At 29.3% G+C, this 14,345-nt stretch carries 15 protein-coding genes; 9 read left to right on the top strand and 6 right to left on the bottom strand.

Annotation, left to right across the window (positions count from 1 at the left end):
• Positions 1–7 precede the first annotated feature (7 nt).
• The 3 genes from ACN5J4_RS10710 to ACN5J4_RS10700 form a co-directional block, all read right to left on the bottom strand.
• A complete protein-coding gene (locus tag ACN5J4_RS10710; protein ID WP_418649975.1) occupies positions 8–925 on the bottom strand; it encodes a type IX secretion system membrane protein PorP/SprF in 918 nt (305 codons plus the stop codon).
• Between the two features lie 306 nt (positions 926–1,231).
• Positions 1,232–2,383, bottom strand: coding sequence for a cysteine desulfurase family protein (locus ACN5J4_RS10705; protein WP_418649974.1), 1,152 nt, complete (start codon positions 2,381–2,383; stop codon positions 1,232–1,234).
• A gap of 11 nt (positions 2,384–2,394) precedes the next feature.
• On the bottom strand, positions 2,395–2,943 hold the full coding sequence (locus tag ACN5J4_RS10700) for a Smr/MutS family protein (protein ID WP_418649973.1): 549 nt from the start codon (positions 2,941–2,943) through the stop codon (positions 2,395–2,397).
• 82 nt (positions 2,944–3,025) lie between these two features.
• On the opposite strand from ACN5J4_RS10700, the gene ACN5J4_RS10695 reads away from it, so the two are divergent.
• Positions 3,026–3,682, top strand: coding sequence for a hypothetical protein (locus ACN5J4_RS10695; protein WP_418649972.1), 657 nt, complete (start codon positions 3,026–3,028; stop codon positions 3,680–3,682).
• A 188-nt stretch (positions 3,683–3,870) separates the two neighbouring features.
• Here the strand turns inward: ACN5J4_RS10695 and ppk2 (ACN5J4_RS10690) are convergent, their stop codons facing one another.
• The gene (gene ppk2, locus ACN5J4_RS10690; protein ID WP_418649971.1) at positions 3,871–4,650 is read right to left on the bottom strand and encodes a polyphosphate kinase 2; all 780 of its coding nucleotides are present in this window, start codon (positions 4,648–4,650) and stop codon (positions 3,871–3,873) included.
• A gap of 1 nt (position 4,651) precedes the next feature.
• Positions 4,652–5,509, bottom strand: a complete 858-nt coding sequence (gene ppk2 / locus ACN5J4_RS10685) for a polyphosphate kinase 2 (protein ID WP_418649970.1) — start codon at positions 5,507–5,509, stop codon at positions 4,652–4,654.
• A 72-nt stretch (positions 5,510–5,581) separates the two neighbouring features.
• Between ppk2 (ACN5J4_RS10685) and ACN5J4_RS10680 the strand changes: the two genes are divergently transcribed.
• Together ACN5J4_RS10680 and dnaN are read left to right on the top strand one after the other, a co-directional pair.
• A complete protein-coding gene (locus ACN5J4_RS10680) occupies positions 5,582–6,526 on the top strand; it encodes a lipid A deacylase LpxR family protein (protein ID WP_418649969.1) in 945 nt (314 codons plus the stop codon).
• Between the two features lie 80 nt (positions 6,527–6,606).
• Positions 6,607–7,725 carry a DNA polymerase III subunit beta gene (gene dnaN / locus ACN5J4_RS10675; protein WP_418649968.1) on the top strand — a complete coding sequence of 373 codons (1,119 nt, stop codon included), beginning with the start codon at positions 6,607–6,609 and terminating at the stop codon, positions 7,723–7,725.
• 72 nt (positions 7,726–7,797) lie between these two features.
• On the opposite strand, the gene ACN5J4_RS10670 is transcribed toward dnaN, so the two are convergent.
• Positions 7,798–8,787: a hypothetical protein gene (locus tag ACN5J4_RS10670; RefSeq protein ID WP_418649967.1), complete on the bottom strand. Its 990-nt coding sequence runs from the start codon at positions 8,785–8,787 to the stop codon at positions 7,798–7,800.
• A 300-nt stretch (positions 8,788–9,087) separates the two neighbouring features.
• On the opposite strand from ACN5J4_RS10670, the gene ACN5J4_RS10665 reads away from it, so the two are divergent.
• From ACN5J4_RS10665 to ACN5J4_RS10640, 6 genes are all read left to right on the top strand, one after another.
• Positions 9,088–9,852, top strand: a complete 765-nt coding sequence (locus tag ACN5J4_RS10665) for a ParA family protein (RefSeq protein ID WP_418649966.1) — start codon at positions 9,088–9,090, stop codon at positions 9,850–9,852.
• A gap of 9 nt (positions 9,853–9,861) precedes the next feature.
• Positions 9,862–10,749: a ParB/RepB/Spo0J family partition protein gene (locus ACN5J4_RS10660; protein WP_418649965.1), complete on the top strand. Its 888-nt coding sequence runs from the start codon at positions 9,862–9,864 to the stop codon at positions 10,747–10,749.
• A complete protein-coding gene (locus ACN5J4_RS10655) occupies positions 10,750–11,328 on the top strand; it encodes a DUF5683 domain-containing protein (protein ID WP_418649964.1) in 579 nt (192 codons plus the stop codon).
• A 1-nt stretch (position 11,329) separates the two neighbouring features.
• Positions 11,330–12,031: a 4-hydroxy-tetrahydrodipicolinate reductase gene (gene dapB / locus ACN5J4_RS10650; RefSeq protein WP_418649963.1), complete on the top strand. Its 702-nt coding sequence runs from the start codon at positions 11,330–11,332 to the stop codon at positions 12,029–12,031.
• A gap of 79 nt (positions 12,032–12,110) precedes the next feature.
• Complete coding sequence (gene lepB, locus ACN5J4_RS10645) at positions 12,111–13,691, top strand: signal peptidase I (RefSeq protein WP_418649962.1); 1,581 nt, start codon at positions 12,111–12,113, stop codon at positions 13,689–13,691.
• Between the two features lie 5 nt (positions 13,692–13,696).
• Positions 13,697–14,314 (top strand): WbqC family protein, encoded by a 618-nt coding sequence (locus ACN5J4_RS10640; RefSeq protein WP_418649961.1) that lies wholly within the window; start codon positions 13,697–13,699, stop codon positions 14,312–14,314.
• The last annotated feature ends 31 nt before the right edge of the window (positions 14,315–14,345 follow it).

The following is a 14,345-nucleotide window of genomic DNA, read 5'->3' as shown; positions in this document are numbered from 1 at the left end:
TATAATATTAAAAAAATCTAGGTGATCTATACATTGTATCATTTAACAACTCATATTGTAGCATTATTTCGTGTGTTCCTGAATTAACTATGTTATAATTAGAAGTTGTTAAATCATATGAATAACCTATTAACAACCTATCTGATGCTTGAAAACCTAATAAAGCACTAATAGCATCGCCTACTCTCCATGATAATCCTGCTCTAAATTTTTCATTAAATAAAAAATTAGCAGATACATCTAAAGATAAGGGTGCTCCTGAAACACCTTTAAGTAAAGCCGCTGGTTTAAGTTTTAGGTTTTCATTTATATCGTATATATAACCTGCTATTAAAAAAAAATGCATTCGTTCAACAGCTGTTTGTCTTATAGGTTTTCTAGCATCATAATGTTCTGTTTTTAGAATATTTGGCACGGATAATCCTAAATACCATTCTGGTTGGTAATAATAAATACCAGCACCTACTGTTGGTAAAAACTTATTTATATTTTCACTAAAAGCAACTTCTTCTTGATATGCCCTTCCTTTACTCCAATCAACATTTAAAAACCTACCTCCCAAACGTAAACCAAAAGCTAAACTACCTTCTTGACCTGTTTCAATAGTATAAGATAAACTTGCATCCAAATAAGTTTCTTTCGACGGTCCAATTTCATCATTCATTAAATTAATCCCTAATCCTAAACTTGAGTATGGTAAAGGGGTATGGTAACTAATATTTTGAGTATTTGGAGCTCCTGTAACTCCAACCCACTGTGTTCTTCCAACAGCTGTAAAAACACTATGTTCTTTTGATCCTGCATATGCAGCATTTACACTCATTGTATTATACATATACTGTGTATATTGAGGGTCTTGTTGTGCATGTGTACTTGTTATTTTACACATTATTAACATCAATATTACACTTATAAAAAACTTCATTTTATTTTTTCGCTATTTGGTTTGTAAAAACAGGCAGACAAAAAACTTTTTTTTAAAAAATTAGCTAAACCTCTAGAAAAACTTATGATAAATAAACTATCCTATAAAATAAGATCATCTGTACTTTTTATTTAATTAGGAAGGGCAGTTTGTCAATTACTAAAGCTCTATACAGCTTCTTCTATAAATTTTTATTCTAAATTATATTTTTAAAAAAATATTTTAACCCTAAAAACCTCTCTTTTAAGGAAGTAAATATATTATAATTAATACAAATATATTATATATTATTAAAGAAAACTAAAATTAACTAAGTATCAATTTTTTTTGTGTTTTCTTTAACTTTTCAATACAAAAATCAATATCTACTTTTGTGGTTAATTTACTAAAAGAAAAACGTACTGATGCATTTTCAATTTGCTCTTTTTTTAAAAAAGCTCTTAACACATGTGATCCTTTACTTGCGCCACTTTGACAAGCACTTCCTCCTGAAACAGCAACTCCTTGTATATCTAAATTAAAAAGCATCATTTTATCTTTTGCAGGAAAAGTAACATTTAATATTGTATGACTACTTTTTTTTAAATTGGCAGACTCTCCATTAAATTGAATATTTTTAAAAGAAACAATTAGTTGTTCAATAAAATATTTTTTAAGCTGTTTAATCTGCTTCATATCTACTTGTAAATTACTGTATGAAATTTGTAATGCTTTTTCCATACCTAAAATACCATGCACATTTTCGGTACTTGCTCTCATTCCTTTTTCTTGCTCACCTCCATAAAGCATTGGTTGTATTGAAATTCCTTTTTTAACATATACAAAACCAACTCCTTTAGGACCATGAAATTTATGGGCACTTGCTACAATAAAATCTACCGGTAATTTTTGTAAATCTAAGTTGTAGTGACCAATAGCTTGAACGGTATCTGAATGAAAATAAGCTTTATTTTCTTTACATAACACCGTAATAATTTCAATAGGTAATAAATTACCTATTTCATTATTCACATACATTAAACTAACCAATGTTTTAGCTGTAGTTTCTTTTAAAAGCATCTCAAATGCTGTTATATCTATAGCTCCTTTTTCAGTTAAAGGTGTATAATCTACGGTTATTTTATATTCTCTTTTTAAATATTCTACGGTACGTAAAACAGCATGATGCTCTATTTTAGATGTTATAATTCTTGTTACCCCTAAATTTAATACTGCATTTTGTAATATTAAATTATCTGCCTCAGTACCTCCTGATGTAAAAATAATTTCACTTGCAGATACATTGAAGTGTTTGGCTATATTTTTTCTTGCTGTTTCTACCGCTGCTTTTGCTTTTCTTCCAAACCGATGAATAGAGGATGGATTTCCAAAATTTTGTAACATCGATTGCTGAATTACTTCAATAACTTCAGGCAACATAGGAGTAGTTGCTGCATTATCTAAATAAACATATTTCATAAAAAATAGTATTAGTTTGGGTTTTGGTATATATAAACTTCAGTTGCTCCTTGACCATACTTTTGATAAGAAGCGTCATAATATTTTACAGGATAATTATTCAATAAATAATATAACTCTGATTTTAAAACTCCTTCTCCTACTCCATGAATTAAAACTAATTTTGATATTCTTTTAGAAATACAATACTCTACCTTATGCTTTGCCGTTTCTAATTGTAACGACAACACATCATAATTATCCATCCCTCTAGTTGATTTTATTAATTTACTAGCATGTAAATCAACTTCCATTACTACTTCATTTTTATCTTTTACAAAAAATGATTTTTTCTTTTTAGTGGTTTGTTGAATTTTAGCTTTTAATAATGAATTACTAACATTTACACGTCTACTCAATTCATTCTGATCTATCTCTATTTTAACTAACTCAAACTCAAAAAAAGAAAACTCCATTCCATCTCTATCTTTAACAAAAAACAAGTTATTTTCTTTTTTTGTTATGAATCCTCTAATATCAGCATCTAAAACTGTTACTTTATCTCCTATTTCTAAACACATTCTTAACCTTTACTTAATTCACTAAAAGAGCTTTACAACGTATTTTTGCAACAATTGTATATTGCAAAAGAACTGTAAAAAAATGATAAACACTAAAAAAATTAGCACAAAAACATTCTTTGAAGAAGCTAAAAAAGAAACTGCTATTAGTTATGAACGTAATAAACTACTTAGTAACATTGCAAACGTTATTATTAGTGAATATAAAGATAGAGGAAGTTTAAATTTAAACTTCATTTGCACACGTAACTCAAGAAGAAGTCAATTTGCGCAAGCTTGGAGTTTTTTTGCTGTTGAGTACTTTAATTTGAAAAATATATTCGCATATTCTGGAGGAACAGAAGCAACCGCCTTTCACAGAAATACGGTAAAAAGCTTACAAAAAACCGGGTTCAATTTTAATATTGTTGATTTTTCACATCAAAACCCACGTTATTTAATTTCATTTGAAGGTGCTAGAAAATCAATTTTAGGGTTCTCTAAAGCATATGACCACCCGAATAACAGTTTTCCGTACATAGCTATAATAACCTGTAGTAATGCCTATGAAAACTGTAGTTTTATACCTGATGCTATTGCTAAATTTCATTTACCTTATTTAAATCCAAAAAATATGGAAAACAGAAATCTTACTGAAGAAAATTACTTAAACACAAGTAAGCAAATTGCTAGTGAAATGTTTTTTATTTTTGAAATGGTAAAGGATGAATTACAATTTAACGACCTAAAACTCTTTTAAATAAAAGTTCATAAACTTCACTTTACATAAAAAAATAACTCAAAGCTGTTTCCCTATTTTCATACTCCTCTATACAAGCGACTCAAACAAATATTCCAATTAGTGTTAAACATTTTTATTAATTTTTAACACTAAAACAACAGTCTTTTTGTATTTATTAAAAAACAAGTACTAGGTATAATTTTTATTTAAACCACAGTATCCTTATCATAAGGAATGCTTTTTAATACATGATTAATAACATTAATACGTGCTATTGTTTTTCTATTAGCTCTAATTACTTTCCATGGAGAAACAACAGTATTGGTTTTAGAAAACATTGCCCGCTTATACGTTGTATAATCGTCCCAAAGTTCTTGTGCTTTTAAATCTACAGGAGTAATTTTCCACTGTTTTAATGGATTATTTATAATATCCTTAAAACGTTTTGCTTGTTCTTTTTTATTAATAGACATATAAATTTTAACTAATCGAATACCTGACTCTAAAATCATCCTCTCAAAATCATTAACCTGATTCATGAAAATTTGATACTGCTCCTGAGTACAAAATCCATTTACAGGCTCAACCACTGCTCGATTATACCAGCTTCTATCAAAAAAAACAATTTCTCCTGCTTTAGGAAACTGCTCAACATATCGTTGAAAATACCATTGCGTTTTTTGATCTTCATTTGGCTTTGGTAAAGCTACTATTCGCATATGACGTGGATTAATTCGCTCTGTCATTCTACGTATAGCCCCTCCTTTTCCAGCAGCATCCCTACCTTCAAGAATAATTATAATACGTTCATCCTTATTAATAGCCCAAGTTTGTAAACGTATTAACTCCACCTGTAATTTTTTAAGTTTACGCTCATAATCTACATACCTAATTGCTTTTTCTAAATTAAAGGGTTTTGATAAAATGGCTTTTAACCCCTTAGCTGAATTAAGCTTATTTACATCTCCTTGTGTTAATTTTTCCATATTAATCTAAATGTTTTGCTGATCGATAATAACGCATTACAATATTAGGATCTGGATTTGTTACTATTTTATCTTCTTTTTCATCTTGATAATCAAATTGAGATAATACATGTCGTATACACTCAACTCTTGCTTTCTTCTTATCATTTGTTTTTACCACAATCCAAGGACTATAAGTAGTGTGTGTTTTACTAAACATTTCACTCTTATAATAAGTATACTTACCCCACAACTCCTGACCTTTTTTATCAACCGGACTAAATTTCCACCTTTTTAACGGATCATCGTTCCTAGCATCAAATCTACGCATTTGCTCATCTTTTGATATAGATAACCAAAACTTAATTATAGTAACACCATCCTCATACAACATATGTTCAAATTCTGGCACCTGAACTAAAAACTTACTATATTCATCCTTGGTACAAAAATCCATTACAGGTTCAACAACAGCCCTATTATACCAACTACGGTCAAAAAAAACAATTTCTCCTGGATTTGGTAGCTCTTTAATATAACGTTGAAAATACCACTGTCCTTTTTCTACTACCGTTGGTTTATTTAGTGCAACTAAACGCATAGAACGCGGATTTAAATGCTCCATAAAACGACGAATATTACCTCCTTTTCCAGCTGCATCTCTACCTTCAAAAATTACAGCTACTCGTTTATTATTATTTGCTATCCATTGCTGTAGTTTTACCAATTCTACCTGAAGTTTTTTTAACTCCTCTTCGTATGCTATTTTTCCAGTAACCTTACCTATTGAAATCCCTTTTTGTTCAATCAACGCTAATAATTCTTCGTTTGATGAAACGCTTTCAAAATCTTCAATAGTAAGCCTTTCTTTATTTCCCATTTAAAACAATTTTAAACTGAATTACTACTAATTTACCCCTTACGTTGCTAAAATAATACGATATTCGCTTCTATGAAACAAAAAATCTTTTTTTTATTTATTCTATTTTCTACGGCTATTTTAGCACAACGAAAATATGCTAAAGAATTTAATATATTAAACGATAATGACTTATTTATTTCCTTAAAGCAAGATAGGTACTACACAAATGGTATATTTATTAACTATAGATATTTAAGTAACAAAGAATATAAAAAGGTCGTAAAAAAAATATACGAAATACAAATAGGTCATAAAATGTATACTCCTTTTAAAGCTACTGTTAATCAATATGGTAATCATGATAGACCATTTGCAGGCTATGCTTTTGGAAGCTTTAGCGTACATCAATTTTATAAAAATGAAACTAGTTTAAAAACCACATTAAAAGTAGGCATGGTTGGACCTGCCGTAAAAAGTAAAGAACTTCAAGATTTTATTCACAACTTGTACGGTTATAAAAAAGCTATTGGCTGGAAATATCAAATTGCAAATACAATGGCTATAAACCTAGATATAAATTATATTAAAAACATTACTATACATAACTACTTTGATATAAATTGGCTTAATAAAATAGAAATAGGAACTGTTAATACTAATTTATCAACTGGCTTATATACACGTATTGGTATATATCCTTTAGAAAAAATACTAAACTCAATTGCTTTTAACAGCAATTTAAATAACAACAATACTAAATTAAAGAACAAAACTGAAGCTTTTATATACCTAAACCCAATGGTTAGTTATATTGCTTACGATGCAACTATTAAGGGTAATATTTTCAACAATAATAGTCCTGTAACGTTTAATGTAAAACCCTTTAAATTTACCTCTACAATAGGTTTAAGATTTACTGTTAATCGTTTTAACTTTGGATATGCAGTAAACTATCACACCAAAAAACTAAAAAGTTTACGAGTACCAATACAAAACCTCTACGGAACTTTACAAGTTGGCTATCAATTTAATTAATTTTCATTCTAATAAAAAATAATTTTTAATACCATCAAATTACGATATATTTGTGAATCTAACAAATAGAAACTATACAAATGAAATTTATCGTATCTAGCTCTCAGTTATTAAAACAGTTACAAGTTTTAGGAGGGGTTATAAACAGCAATAATACATTACCTATTTTAGACAACTTCTTGTTCGAACTAACTAACAATGAACTTCAAATATCTTCTTCAGATCTTGAAACAACAATGACTTCAGTTATTGAAGTTGAAAGTACAGATACTGGATCAATTGCTATAAATGCTCGTTTACTACTAGACACTTTAAAAACGTTTCCAGAGCAGCCTCTTACTTTTAAAGTAGAAAGTGATAGTACTATTGAAATTATTTCTGAACAAGGAAAGTATGACATGGCATATTTTAGCGGTGAAGAATTTCCAAAAGCTGTTGAATTACCATCTCCTAGCAGTACTGATATACCTTCTCATATTTTAGCTACAGCAATTTCAAAAACAATTTTTGCTGCTGGTAATGATGATTTAAGACCTGTAATGAGTGGTGTATTTTTTCAATTCAACTCAAAAGAACTAACCTTTGTTGCTACAGATGCTCATAAACTAGTAAAGTATACTCGAACAGATGTTACTGCTGACAAGTCAGCTGAATTTATTATGCCTAAAAAACCTTTAAATTTATTAAAAGGAATTTTAGGTGGTTCTGAAAACAATGTTACTATTGAATATAACGATACAAATGCTAAATTTACTTTTGATAATGTAGTTTTAGTTTGTCGTTTAATTGACGGTAAATATCCTAATTACGAAGCCGTAATACCTAAAGAAAATCCAAATAAATTAACAGTAGACAGAGCTTCATTTTTAAACTCTGTGCGTCGTGTTTCTATTTTTTCTAGTAAAACAACGCATCAAATTCGTTTAAAAATGGCAGGAACAGAATTAAATATTTCTGCAGAAGATTTAGACTATTCTAACAAAGCAGATGAGCGTTTACATTGTGATTATCAAGGTGATGATATGCAAATAGGATTTAACTCTCGTTTTTTAAGCGAAATGTTAAATAACTTAAGTGCTAACGATGTATTAATTGAAATGTCTTTACCAAATAGAGCCGGAATTTTAACCCCTATTGATGGCACTGATGAAGGTGAACAAGTTACCATGTTGGTAATGCCTGTAATGTTAAATAGTTAATTTTCATATAACATAAAAAGAAAAAGTCCAAAGAATTTAACTTTGGACTTTTTTATATATTCAATTTAAACCTTAATACTGTAATGTTAATGATACCGTATTAGGATTAGAACTATACCAATGCGCCCAATGCTTAGTTTCTCCTTCTAATGGTGTATAAATTTCAGGAGCCCAAGGAAAACCTACAGACCAACTAAAAATAGCTTGAGCCTGATTACAATTACAATATTTATTTCCTGTTTTTGCTACATTAATAGATGATGGATACCCAGGATAACCAGGAGTTACACTCGATCTAAAAGCAACATTATACTTTAACCTATTATCTGTTCTTGCTGTTTTCCACCAAGACCACCATAAAAATTTCTTTTTTTGCTGAACCAATGTATTAGCACCTATTGAACTATAAAAACCCCAAAAACCATTAAACTGTTTAGCTCTCATTCTATGATTATTATCAAAATACCCATACGAAGTTACCCCTCTAGCTTGCAAATTTTTATTAAACTCTTTTTTTGTGTTTGTATGCGCATATACATTTAAGTGTTTCGTATAATCAATATTACTTCCTTTTTCAAGTTTAATTTTCCCTAAATTATACTCCTCTAAAAAAAAGTTTATATCGTTACTATATCCTTCATTATAAGAATAAACAAACTCACCATCAATTCTAAAAATTTTTCCTTTAATAGCTATTTCTCCTTTTTCATTTAACAAAAACAATAACATATTATCATCTGAATTAACTTCAGCTACCTCATTTTTATTAATTCCTAGTTTTTCAGCTTCATTTGCTTCTAAATTATAAACTAATAACAAAGGGGTATACCTACCAGAGCTACTCATATCTTTTGCCTCTTCTAATAAATCAGCATCAAGCTCTAACCGTTTTTTTATAAATATTTTAAGATCTTTTACCGTTTCAAACCTTAGCATATTAATATTGCCTTCTTTAGCCGCTGAAATTTCTAATTGCTCTTTTTTATCAATATTCTCATCTTCGTTGTCTTGACATGCTATTGTTATAATACTTAGCATTAGTAATAATAAATATTTATTCATAATAATTAAATTTAACTTGTTTCCTACTCTTACGCTTTTCGGTTTACGCGACTTCTCTTAACTAGTATTAAAAAGAACTGATGCAAAACTAAAGCACTCATAGCCAGAAAACATAGTATAAAAAACTAAAAAAACAGGTGTAAAAAACGGAGATTAAAAAGGGAAAAAAACTGAACAAATTAGTTTATTTTGTAAAAAACAAACCCTATTAATTAAATTATAGGTTTTGTTAACATCTTTAGCTTTTTAAAATGATAAATAATTGTAAATTTACCTTTTTCAAACTTTTCATAAATCATAATGGGTAAAATAATAGCAATTGCAAATCAAAAAGGTGGTGTAGGTAAAACTACCACCTCTATCAATTTAGCAGCATCATTAGGTGTTTTAGAAAAAAAAGTGTTATTAATTGATGCTGATCCACAAGCAAATGCAACCTCTGGTTTAGGTATAGATATTGAGAATATTGAGTTTGGAACGTATCAAGTTTTAGAGCATACTATTGCTGCAAAAGATACTATTCTAAAAACAAGCTCTCCAAATGTTGATTTAATTCCGGCACACATTGACCTTGTTGCTATTGAAATAGAATTAGTTGATAAACGAGAAAGAGAATATATGCTTAAAAAAGCATTAAAAGAATTAAAGGATGATTATGATTATATTTTAATAGACTGCGCGCCCTCTTTAGGTTTAATAACTCTAAACTCTTTAGTAGCTGCTGATGCGGTGATTATACCTATTCAGTGTGAATATTTTGCATTAGAAGGTTTGGGTAAATTATTAAATACCATTAAAAGTGTTCAAAAAATTCATAATGCAGCATTAGATATTGAAGGCTTATTATTAACCATGTTTGATTCTCGCTTACGACTTTCAAATCAAGTTGTTGAAGAGGTAAAAAAACACTTTAGCTCAATGGTTTTTAACACCATTATTCACAGAAATATTCGCTTAGGTGAAGCCCCTAGTTATGGAGAAAGTATAATTTCATACGATGCTACCAGCAAAGGAGCTGTAAATTACTTAAATTTGGCAAACGAAATTTTAACTAAAAACGCATAAGTACTGTACATGGCAAAAGCAACTAGAAAACAAGCTTTAGGTAGAGGTTTATCAGCCTTATTAAAAGAAACTGCAGAAGTAACTTCTATAGAAGATAAAAATGCTGATAAATTAGTAGGTAATATTATTGAAATAGAATTAAGTACTATAGCCGTAAACCCATTTCAGCCTAGAACCTATTTTGATGAAGAAGCTTTACGTGAACTTGCTAATTCAATTGAACAACTAGGCGTTATTCAACCCATTACTGTAAGAAAATTACCTAACAATAGTTTTCAATTAGTTTCAGGTGAGCGTCGTTTTAGAGCTTCTAAATTAATAGGAAACCAAACAATACCTGCCTATATTCGTTTGGCAAACGATCAAGAAATGCTAGAAATGGCATTAGTTGAAAATATTCAACGTAAAAATCTTGACCCTATTGAAGTAGCGCTTTCATATCAACGTTTAATTGATGAAATTAAATTAACACAAGAAGAATTAAGTGTTCGTGTTGGTAAAAAACGTTCAACAGTTACTAATTATTTACGATTATTAAAACTAGACCCTATTATTCAAACAGGAATGCGTGATGGTTTTATAGCAATGGGGCATGGTCGTGCACTTATAAGTATAGATAGCAATACAGATCAATTAGCTATTTATGAAAAAATAGTAAGAGACAAGCTATCGGTTCGTCAAACAGAAGAACTTGTTAAAAATATTAAAGCAGGTACTATTACCAAAGCTCCTAAGAAAAAACAATTGCCTAGTTTTGTTTCAGAAAGTGTAAAAGATATTAGTGATTATTTTGGTCATAAAATTGATGTTAGCGTTAACAACCGAGGTAAAGGAAAAATTTCTATTCCTTTTACTTCTGAAGAAGACTTTAACCGTATTAAAAACTTATTAAAATAATTGAAAATTCGTACTCTCATACTTGTTTTATTTAGTTTTTTACTAAGCTTTCATTTATTTTCTCAAGATGAAAACACCGCCATAAGAGCAAAAGAACTACAAATAGATAGCGATAAATACAATCCTTTATCACCCTCTAAGGCAGCTTTTTACTCTGCTATTTTTCCTGGCGGAGGGCAAATTTATAATAAAAAATACTGGAAAGCACCAATAGTTTGGGCTTCGTTAGCAATACCTACCTATTTTTATATTGATAATAGTAATCAATATGACAAATATAGAACTGCTTACAAACTTAGAAAACAAGGCTTAAAGGATGAATTTACTAATGCTGATGGCAGTACACTTATATCTACCTCTGGACTTGAAAATGCCCAAAAAGTACTTCGGAAAAATAGAGATTTATCTCTTTTAACAGGTGTTTTATTATATGTTTTACAAATTGTAGAAGCAAGTGTGAATGCACATTTATTACAATTTGACACCGATGATAGTTTATCATTAAACCCAATGATCTATCCAGATCCTTTATATATAGAATCACCTAAAGTTGGTTTAACCTTAAAATACTCTTTTTAATATGAAAATAGCACTACTAGGATACGGTAGAATGGGTAAAGAAATTGAAAAAATTGCTTTACAAAGAGGTCATGAAATAATAATTAAAGACTCTGGAGTAGAAAAATACGATATTACAAAAGCTGATATTGCTATTGACTTTAGCATTCCTGATGTTGCTTTTAAAAACATTAGCCTTTGTATTAACAATAATATACCTGTTGTTTCAGGAACTACAGGTTGGTTAAATAAATATAATGATGTTATTGAATTGTGTAATCAAAAAAAAGGAGCTTTTATTTACGCTTCTAACTTCAGCTTAGGAGTCAATGTTTTCTTTGAACTAAATAAGCAACTTGCTAAAATGATGAATACTCTAGATCAATATAATATAGCTATTGAAGAAATTCATCATACACAAAAATTAGACGCACCTAGTGGAACAGCAATTACTTTAGCTGAAGGAATTATTGAAAACTCTGATAAAATAAAATGGGAATTAAACACAAAAACATCAGAAAAAAACATTCCTATTACCGCTATCAGAACTCCAGATGTACCAGGAACTCATACAACTAGTTACAATTCGGTAGTAGACAGTATTGATATAAAACATACCGCTCATAATAGACAAGGCTTTGCTTTAGGAGCAGTTATAGCTGCTGAGTGGTTAGTTAATAAAACAGGTGTTTATACCATGAGAGACGTGTTAAACTTAAGTTAATTAGGATATAAACACATAAAAAAACACTAATATTATTGAAATTCGTTCCTAATTAATAGGAAAATAAAATAGCTACATTATGACATTTATAGAATGGTTTTTATTCTTTTTAATAATTCAAGTAATTCACTTTTTGGGAACTTGGAAACTGTATATAAAAGCAGGAAGAAAGGCTTGGGAAGCAGCTATACCTGTTTATAATGCTGTTGTTTTAATGCAAATAATAAATCGTCCAAAATGGTGGGTTATTTTATTATTTATTCCTATTGTAAATTTATTAATGTTTCCTATTATTTGGATAGAAACCTCTAGAAGCTTTGGTTTTAATCAAAAAAAAGATACACTTTTGGCTATTTTTACTTTAGGTTTTTATATTTACTATATCAATTACGCAACAAACACCCCTTATATAGAAAACAGAAGTTTACAACCAAAGTCTCCATTAGGTGAATGGATAAGCTCAATAGCTTTTGCTATTATTGCAGCTACACTAGTACACACGTACTTTATGCAACCTTACACCATTCCAACATCATCTTTAGAAAAAACGTTATTAGTAGGAGACTATTTATTTGTAAGTAAATTTCATTATGGTGCACGTATACCTACTACTACAATTGCAGCACCAATGGCACATGATACACTACCTATTTTAGGTATTAAATCTTTTATTTCAGATGATAAAAATAAAGATGGTTTTTTAAATAAAATATCTTTACCATACATGCGTATACCTGGTTTTCAAAATATTAAACGCAACGATATTGTTGTTTTTAGTTGGCCTTCAGATAGTTTAAAAACTATGTGGGGAGACAGGTCTGGAAAAGCAACTTATAAGCCTATTGATAAAAAAACAAATTACGTAAAAAGAGCTACAGGTATTGCTGGTGATACTTTAGAAGTTCGTGATGGTTATGTATTTATCAACGGTAAAAAAACGGTTTTACCAGATAGAGCAAAGCCACAATGGTACTTTAAAGTAGATACACAAGGTAAAAAACTAGCTACCGAAACCATACGTGAATTTAATATAAATGGTGAAGGAAAAATGTCTAACGATGGTATTTATTATTTTAATTTAACTGATGATGAAGCAGCTTCTTTAAGAAAAAATACACTTGTAAAAAGTGTTACTAAGCATTTAACTCCAAGTGGCACTTATGATTCGAGTGTGTTTCCTCACAGTCCTAAATATGCTTGGTCAAATGATAATTTTGGACCACTTTATATTCCAAAGGCAGGTACTACTGTTGCGTTAAATGAGAATACCATTCCGTTTTACGAACAAATTATTCGAAGGTATGAAAATAATGATTTAACCATTTTTGGTGATGTTATATATATAAACGGAAAAAAAGCTAATAGTTACACCTTTAAACAAAATTATTATTGGATGATGGGTGACAATCGTCAACGCTCTTTAGATGCAAGAAACTGGGGATATGTGCCTTTTGATCACGTGGTTGGTAAACCTGTAATGATTTGGTTAAGCTGGAACCCTAATGCTCCAGATATAATATCTAAAATAAATTCTATTCGTTGGGATAGAATGTTTACAACTGTAGGTGGTAGCGGAAAACCAACATCGTACCTTTGGTTAGTTATCCTACTAATTACTGGTTACACAGCATATAGTTTTAAAAAAGATAAAAAGAAATAATTAAAATGTCACTTTTTATACCCACATATTTTGCACCTATTTCACAATATACTGCTATTTACAAAGCTGAATCGGTAGTTTTTGAGTTTGATGATAATTATCAAAAACAAACTTACCGTAATAGGTGCTCTATTTATGCGGCTAATGGAAAACTTAATTTAAATATTCCTGTAAAACATCTTATATCTGAAAACAGAAAAAAAAGTAAAGATACATTGGTTGAAAATGATGCGCAGTGGCAACAACAACACTTTAAATCATTAAAATCAGCATATAGCTCTTCTCCTTTTTTCGAATTTTTTGAAGATGATATTGCTAAAATATTTTATAAAAAATATAGATATTTACAGGATGTAAATATTGATACTCATTTATTTGTTACTGATGCTTTACAAATTACTAATGTATTTACTAAAGCTACAAATTATGAGGTTACCCCAATTATTACCGATTATAGAAATTTAGCAATTGCTAAAAAGGGTATTGAAATTGAAACTGATAGGTACATTCAAATGTTTGATGATAAATATGGTTTTATACCTAACTTATCTATTATAGATTTAATTTTTATGGAGGGTCCGAATGCTATTAGTTTTTTAGAAAAAACTAATATAAAACTATAGTTATTATTAACTTTATACGCTTATTTTTTTT

Origin of the sequence: Tenacibaculum aestuariivivum (assembly GCF_964507685.1) — a bacterium.
In the GTDB taxonomy this organism is placed as follows: Bacteria; Bacteroidota; Bacteroidia; order Flavobacteriales; family Flavobacteriaceae; genus Polaribacter; species Polaribacter aestuariivivum.
Note: the sequence above shows the minus strand (reverse complement) of the source record. Positions and strands in the feature narration are given on the sequence as shown.

Excerpts from the sequence above, each read along its gene's own strand:
- lepB (WP_418649962.1), top strand. The coding sequence starts at position 12,111 with ATGACATTTATAGAATGGTTTTTATTCTTTTTAATAATTCAAGTAATT.
- ACN5J4_RS10670 (WP_418649967.1), bottom strand. The coding sequence starts at position 8,787 with ATGAATAAATATTTATTATTACTAATGCTAAGTATTATAACAATAGCA.
- ACN5J4_RS10695 (WP_418649972.1), top strand. The coding sequence starts at position 3,026 with ATGATAAACACTAAAAAAATTAGCACAAAAACATTCTTTGAAGAAGCT.
- ACN5J4_RS10680 (WP_418649969.1), top strand. The coding sequence starts at position 5,582 with ATGAAACAAAAAATCTTTTTTTTATTTATTCTATTTTCTACGGCTATT.
- ACN5J4_RS10705 (WP_418649974.1), bottom strand. The coding sequence starts at position 2,383 with ATGAAATATGTTTATTTAGATAATGCAGCAACTACTCCTATGTTGCCT.
- ACN5J4_RS10710 (WP_418649975.1), bottom strand. The coding sequence starts at position 925 with ATGAAGTTTTTTATAAGTGTAATATTGATGTTAATAATGTGTAAAATA.
- dnaN (WP_418649968.1), top strand. The coding sequence starts at position 6,607 with ATGAAATTTATCGTATCTAGCTCTCAGTTATTAAAACAGTTACAAGTT.
- ACN5J4_RS10665 (WP_418649966.1), top strand. The coding sequence starts at position 9,088 with ATGGGTAAAATAATAGCAATTGCAAATCAAAAAGGTGGTGTAGGTAAA.
- ppk2 (WP_418649971.1), bottom strand. The coding sequence starts at position 4,650 with ATGGAAAAATTAACACAAGGAGATGTAAATAAGCTTAATTCAGCTAAG.
- ppk2 (WP_418649970.1), bottom strand. The coding sequence starts at position 5,509 with ATGGGAAATAAAGAAAGGCTTACTATTGAAGATTTTGAAAGCGTTTCA.
- ACN5J4_RS10700 (WP_418649973.1), bottom strand. The coding sequence starts at position 2,943 with ATGTGTTTAGAAATAGGAGATAAAGTAACAGTTTTAGATGCTGATATT.
- dapB (WP_418649963.1), top strand. The coding sequence starts at position 11,330 with ATGAAAATAGCACTACTAGGATACGGTAGAATGGGTAAAGAAATTGAA.
- ACN5J4_RS10660 (WP_418649965.1), top strand. The coding sequence starts at position 9,862 with ATGGCAAAAGCAACTAGAAAACAAGCTTTAGGTAGAGGTTTATCAGCC.
- ACN5J4_RS10640 (WP_418649961.1), top strand. The coding sequence starts at position 13,697 with ATGTCACTTTTTATACCCACATATTTTGCACCTATTTCACAATATACT.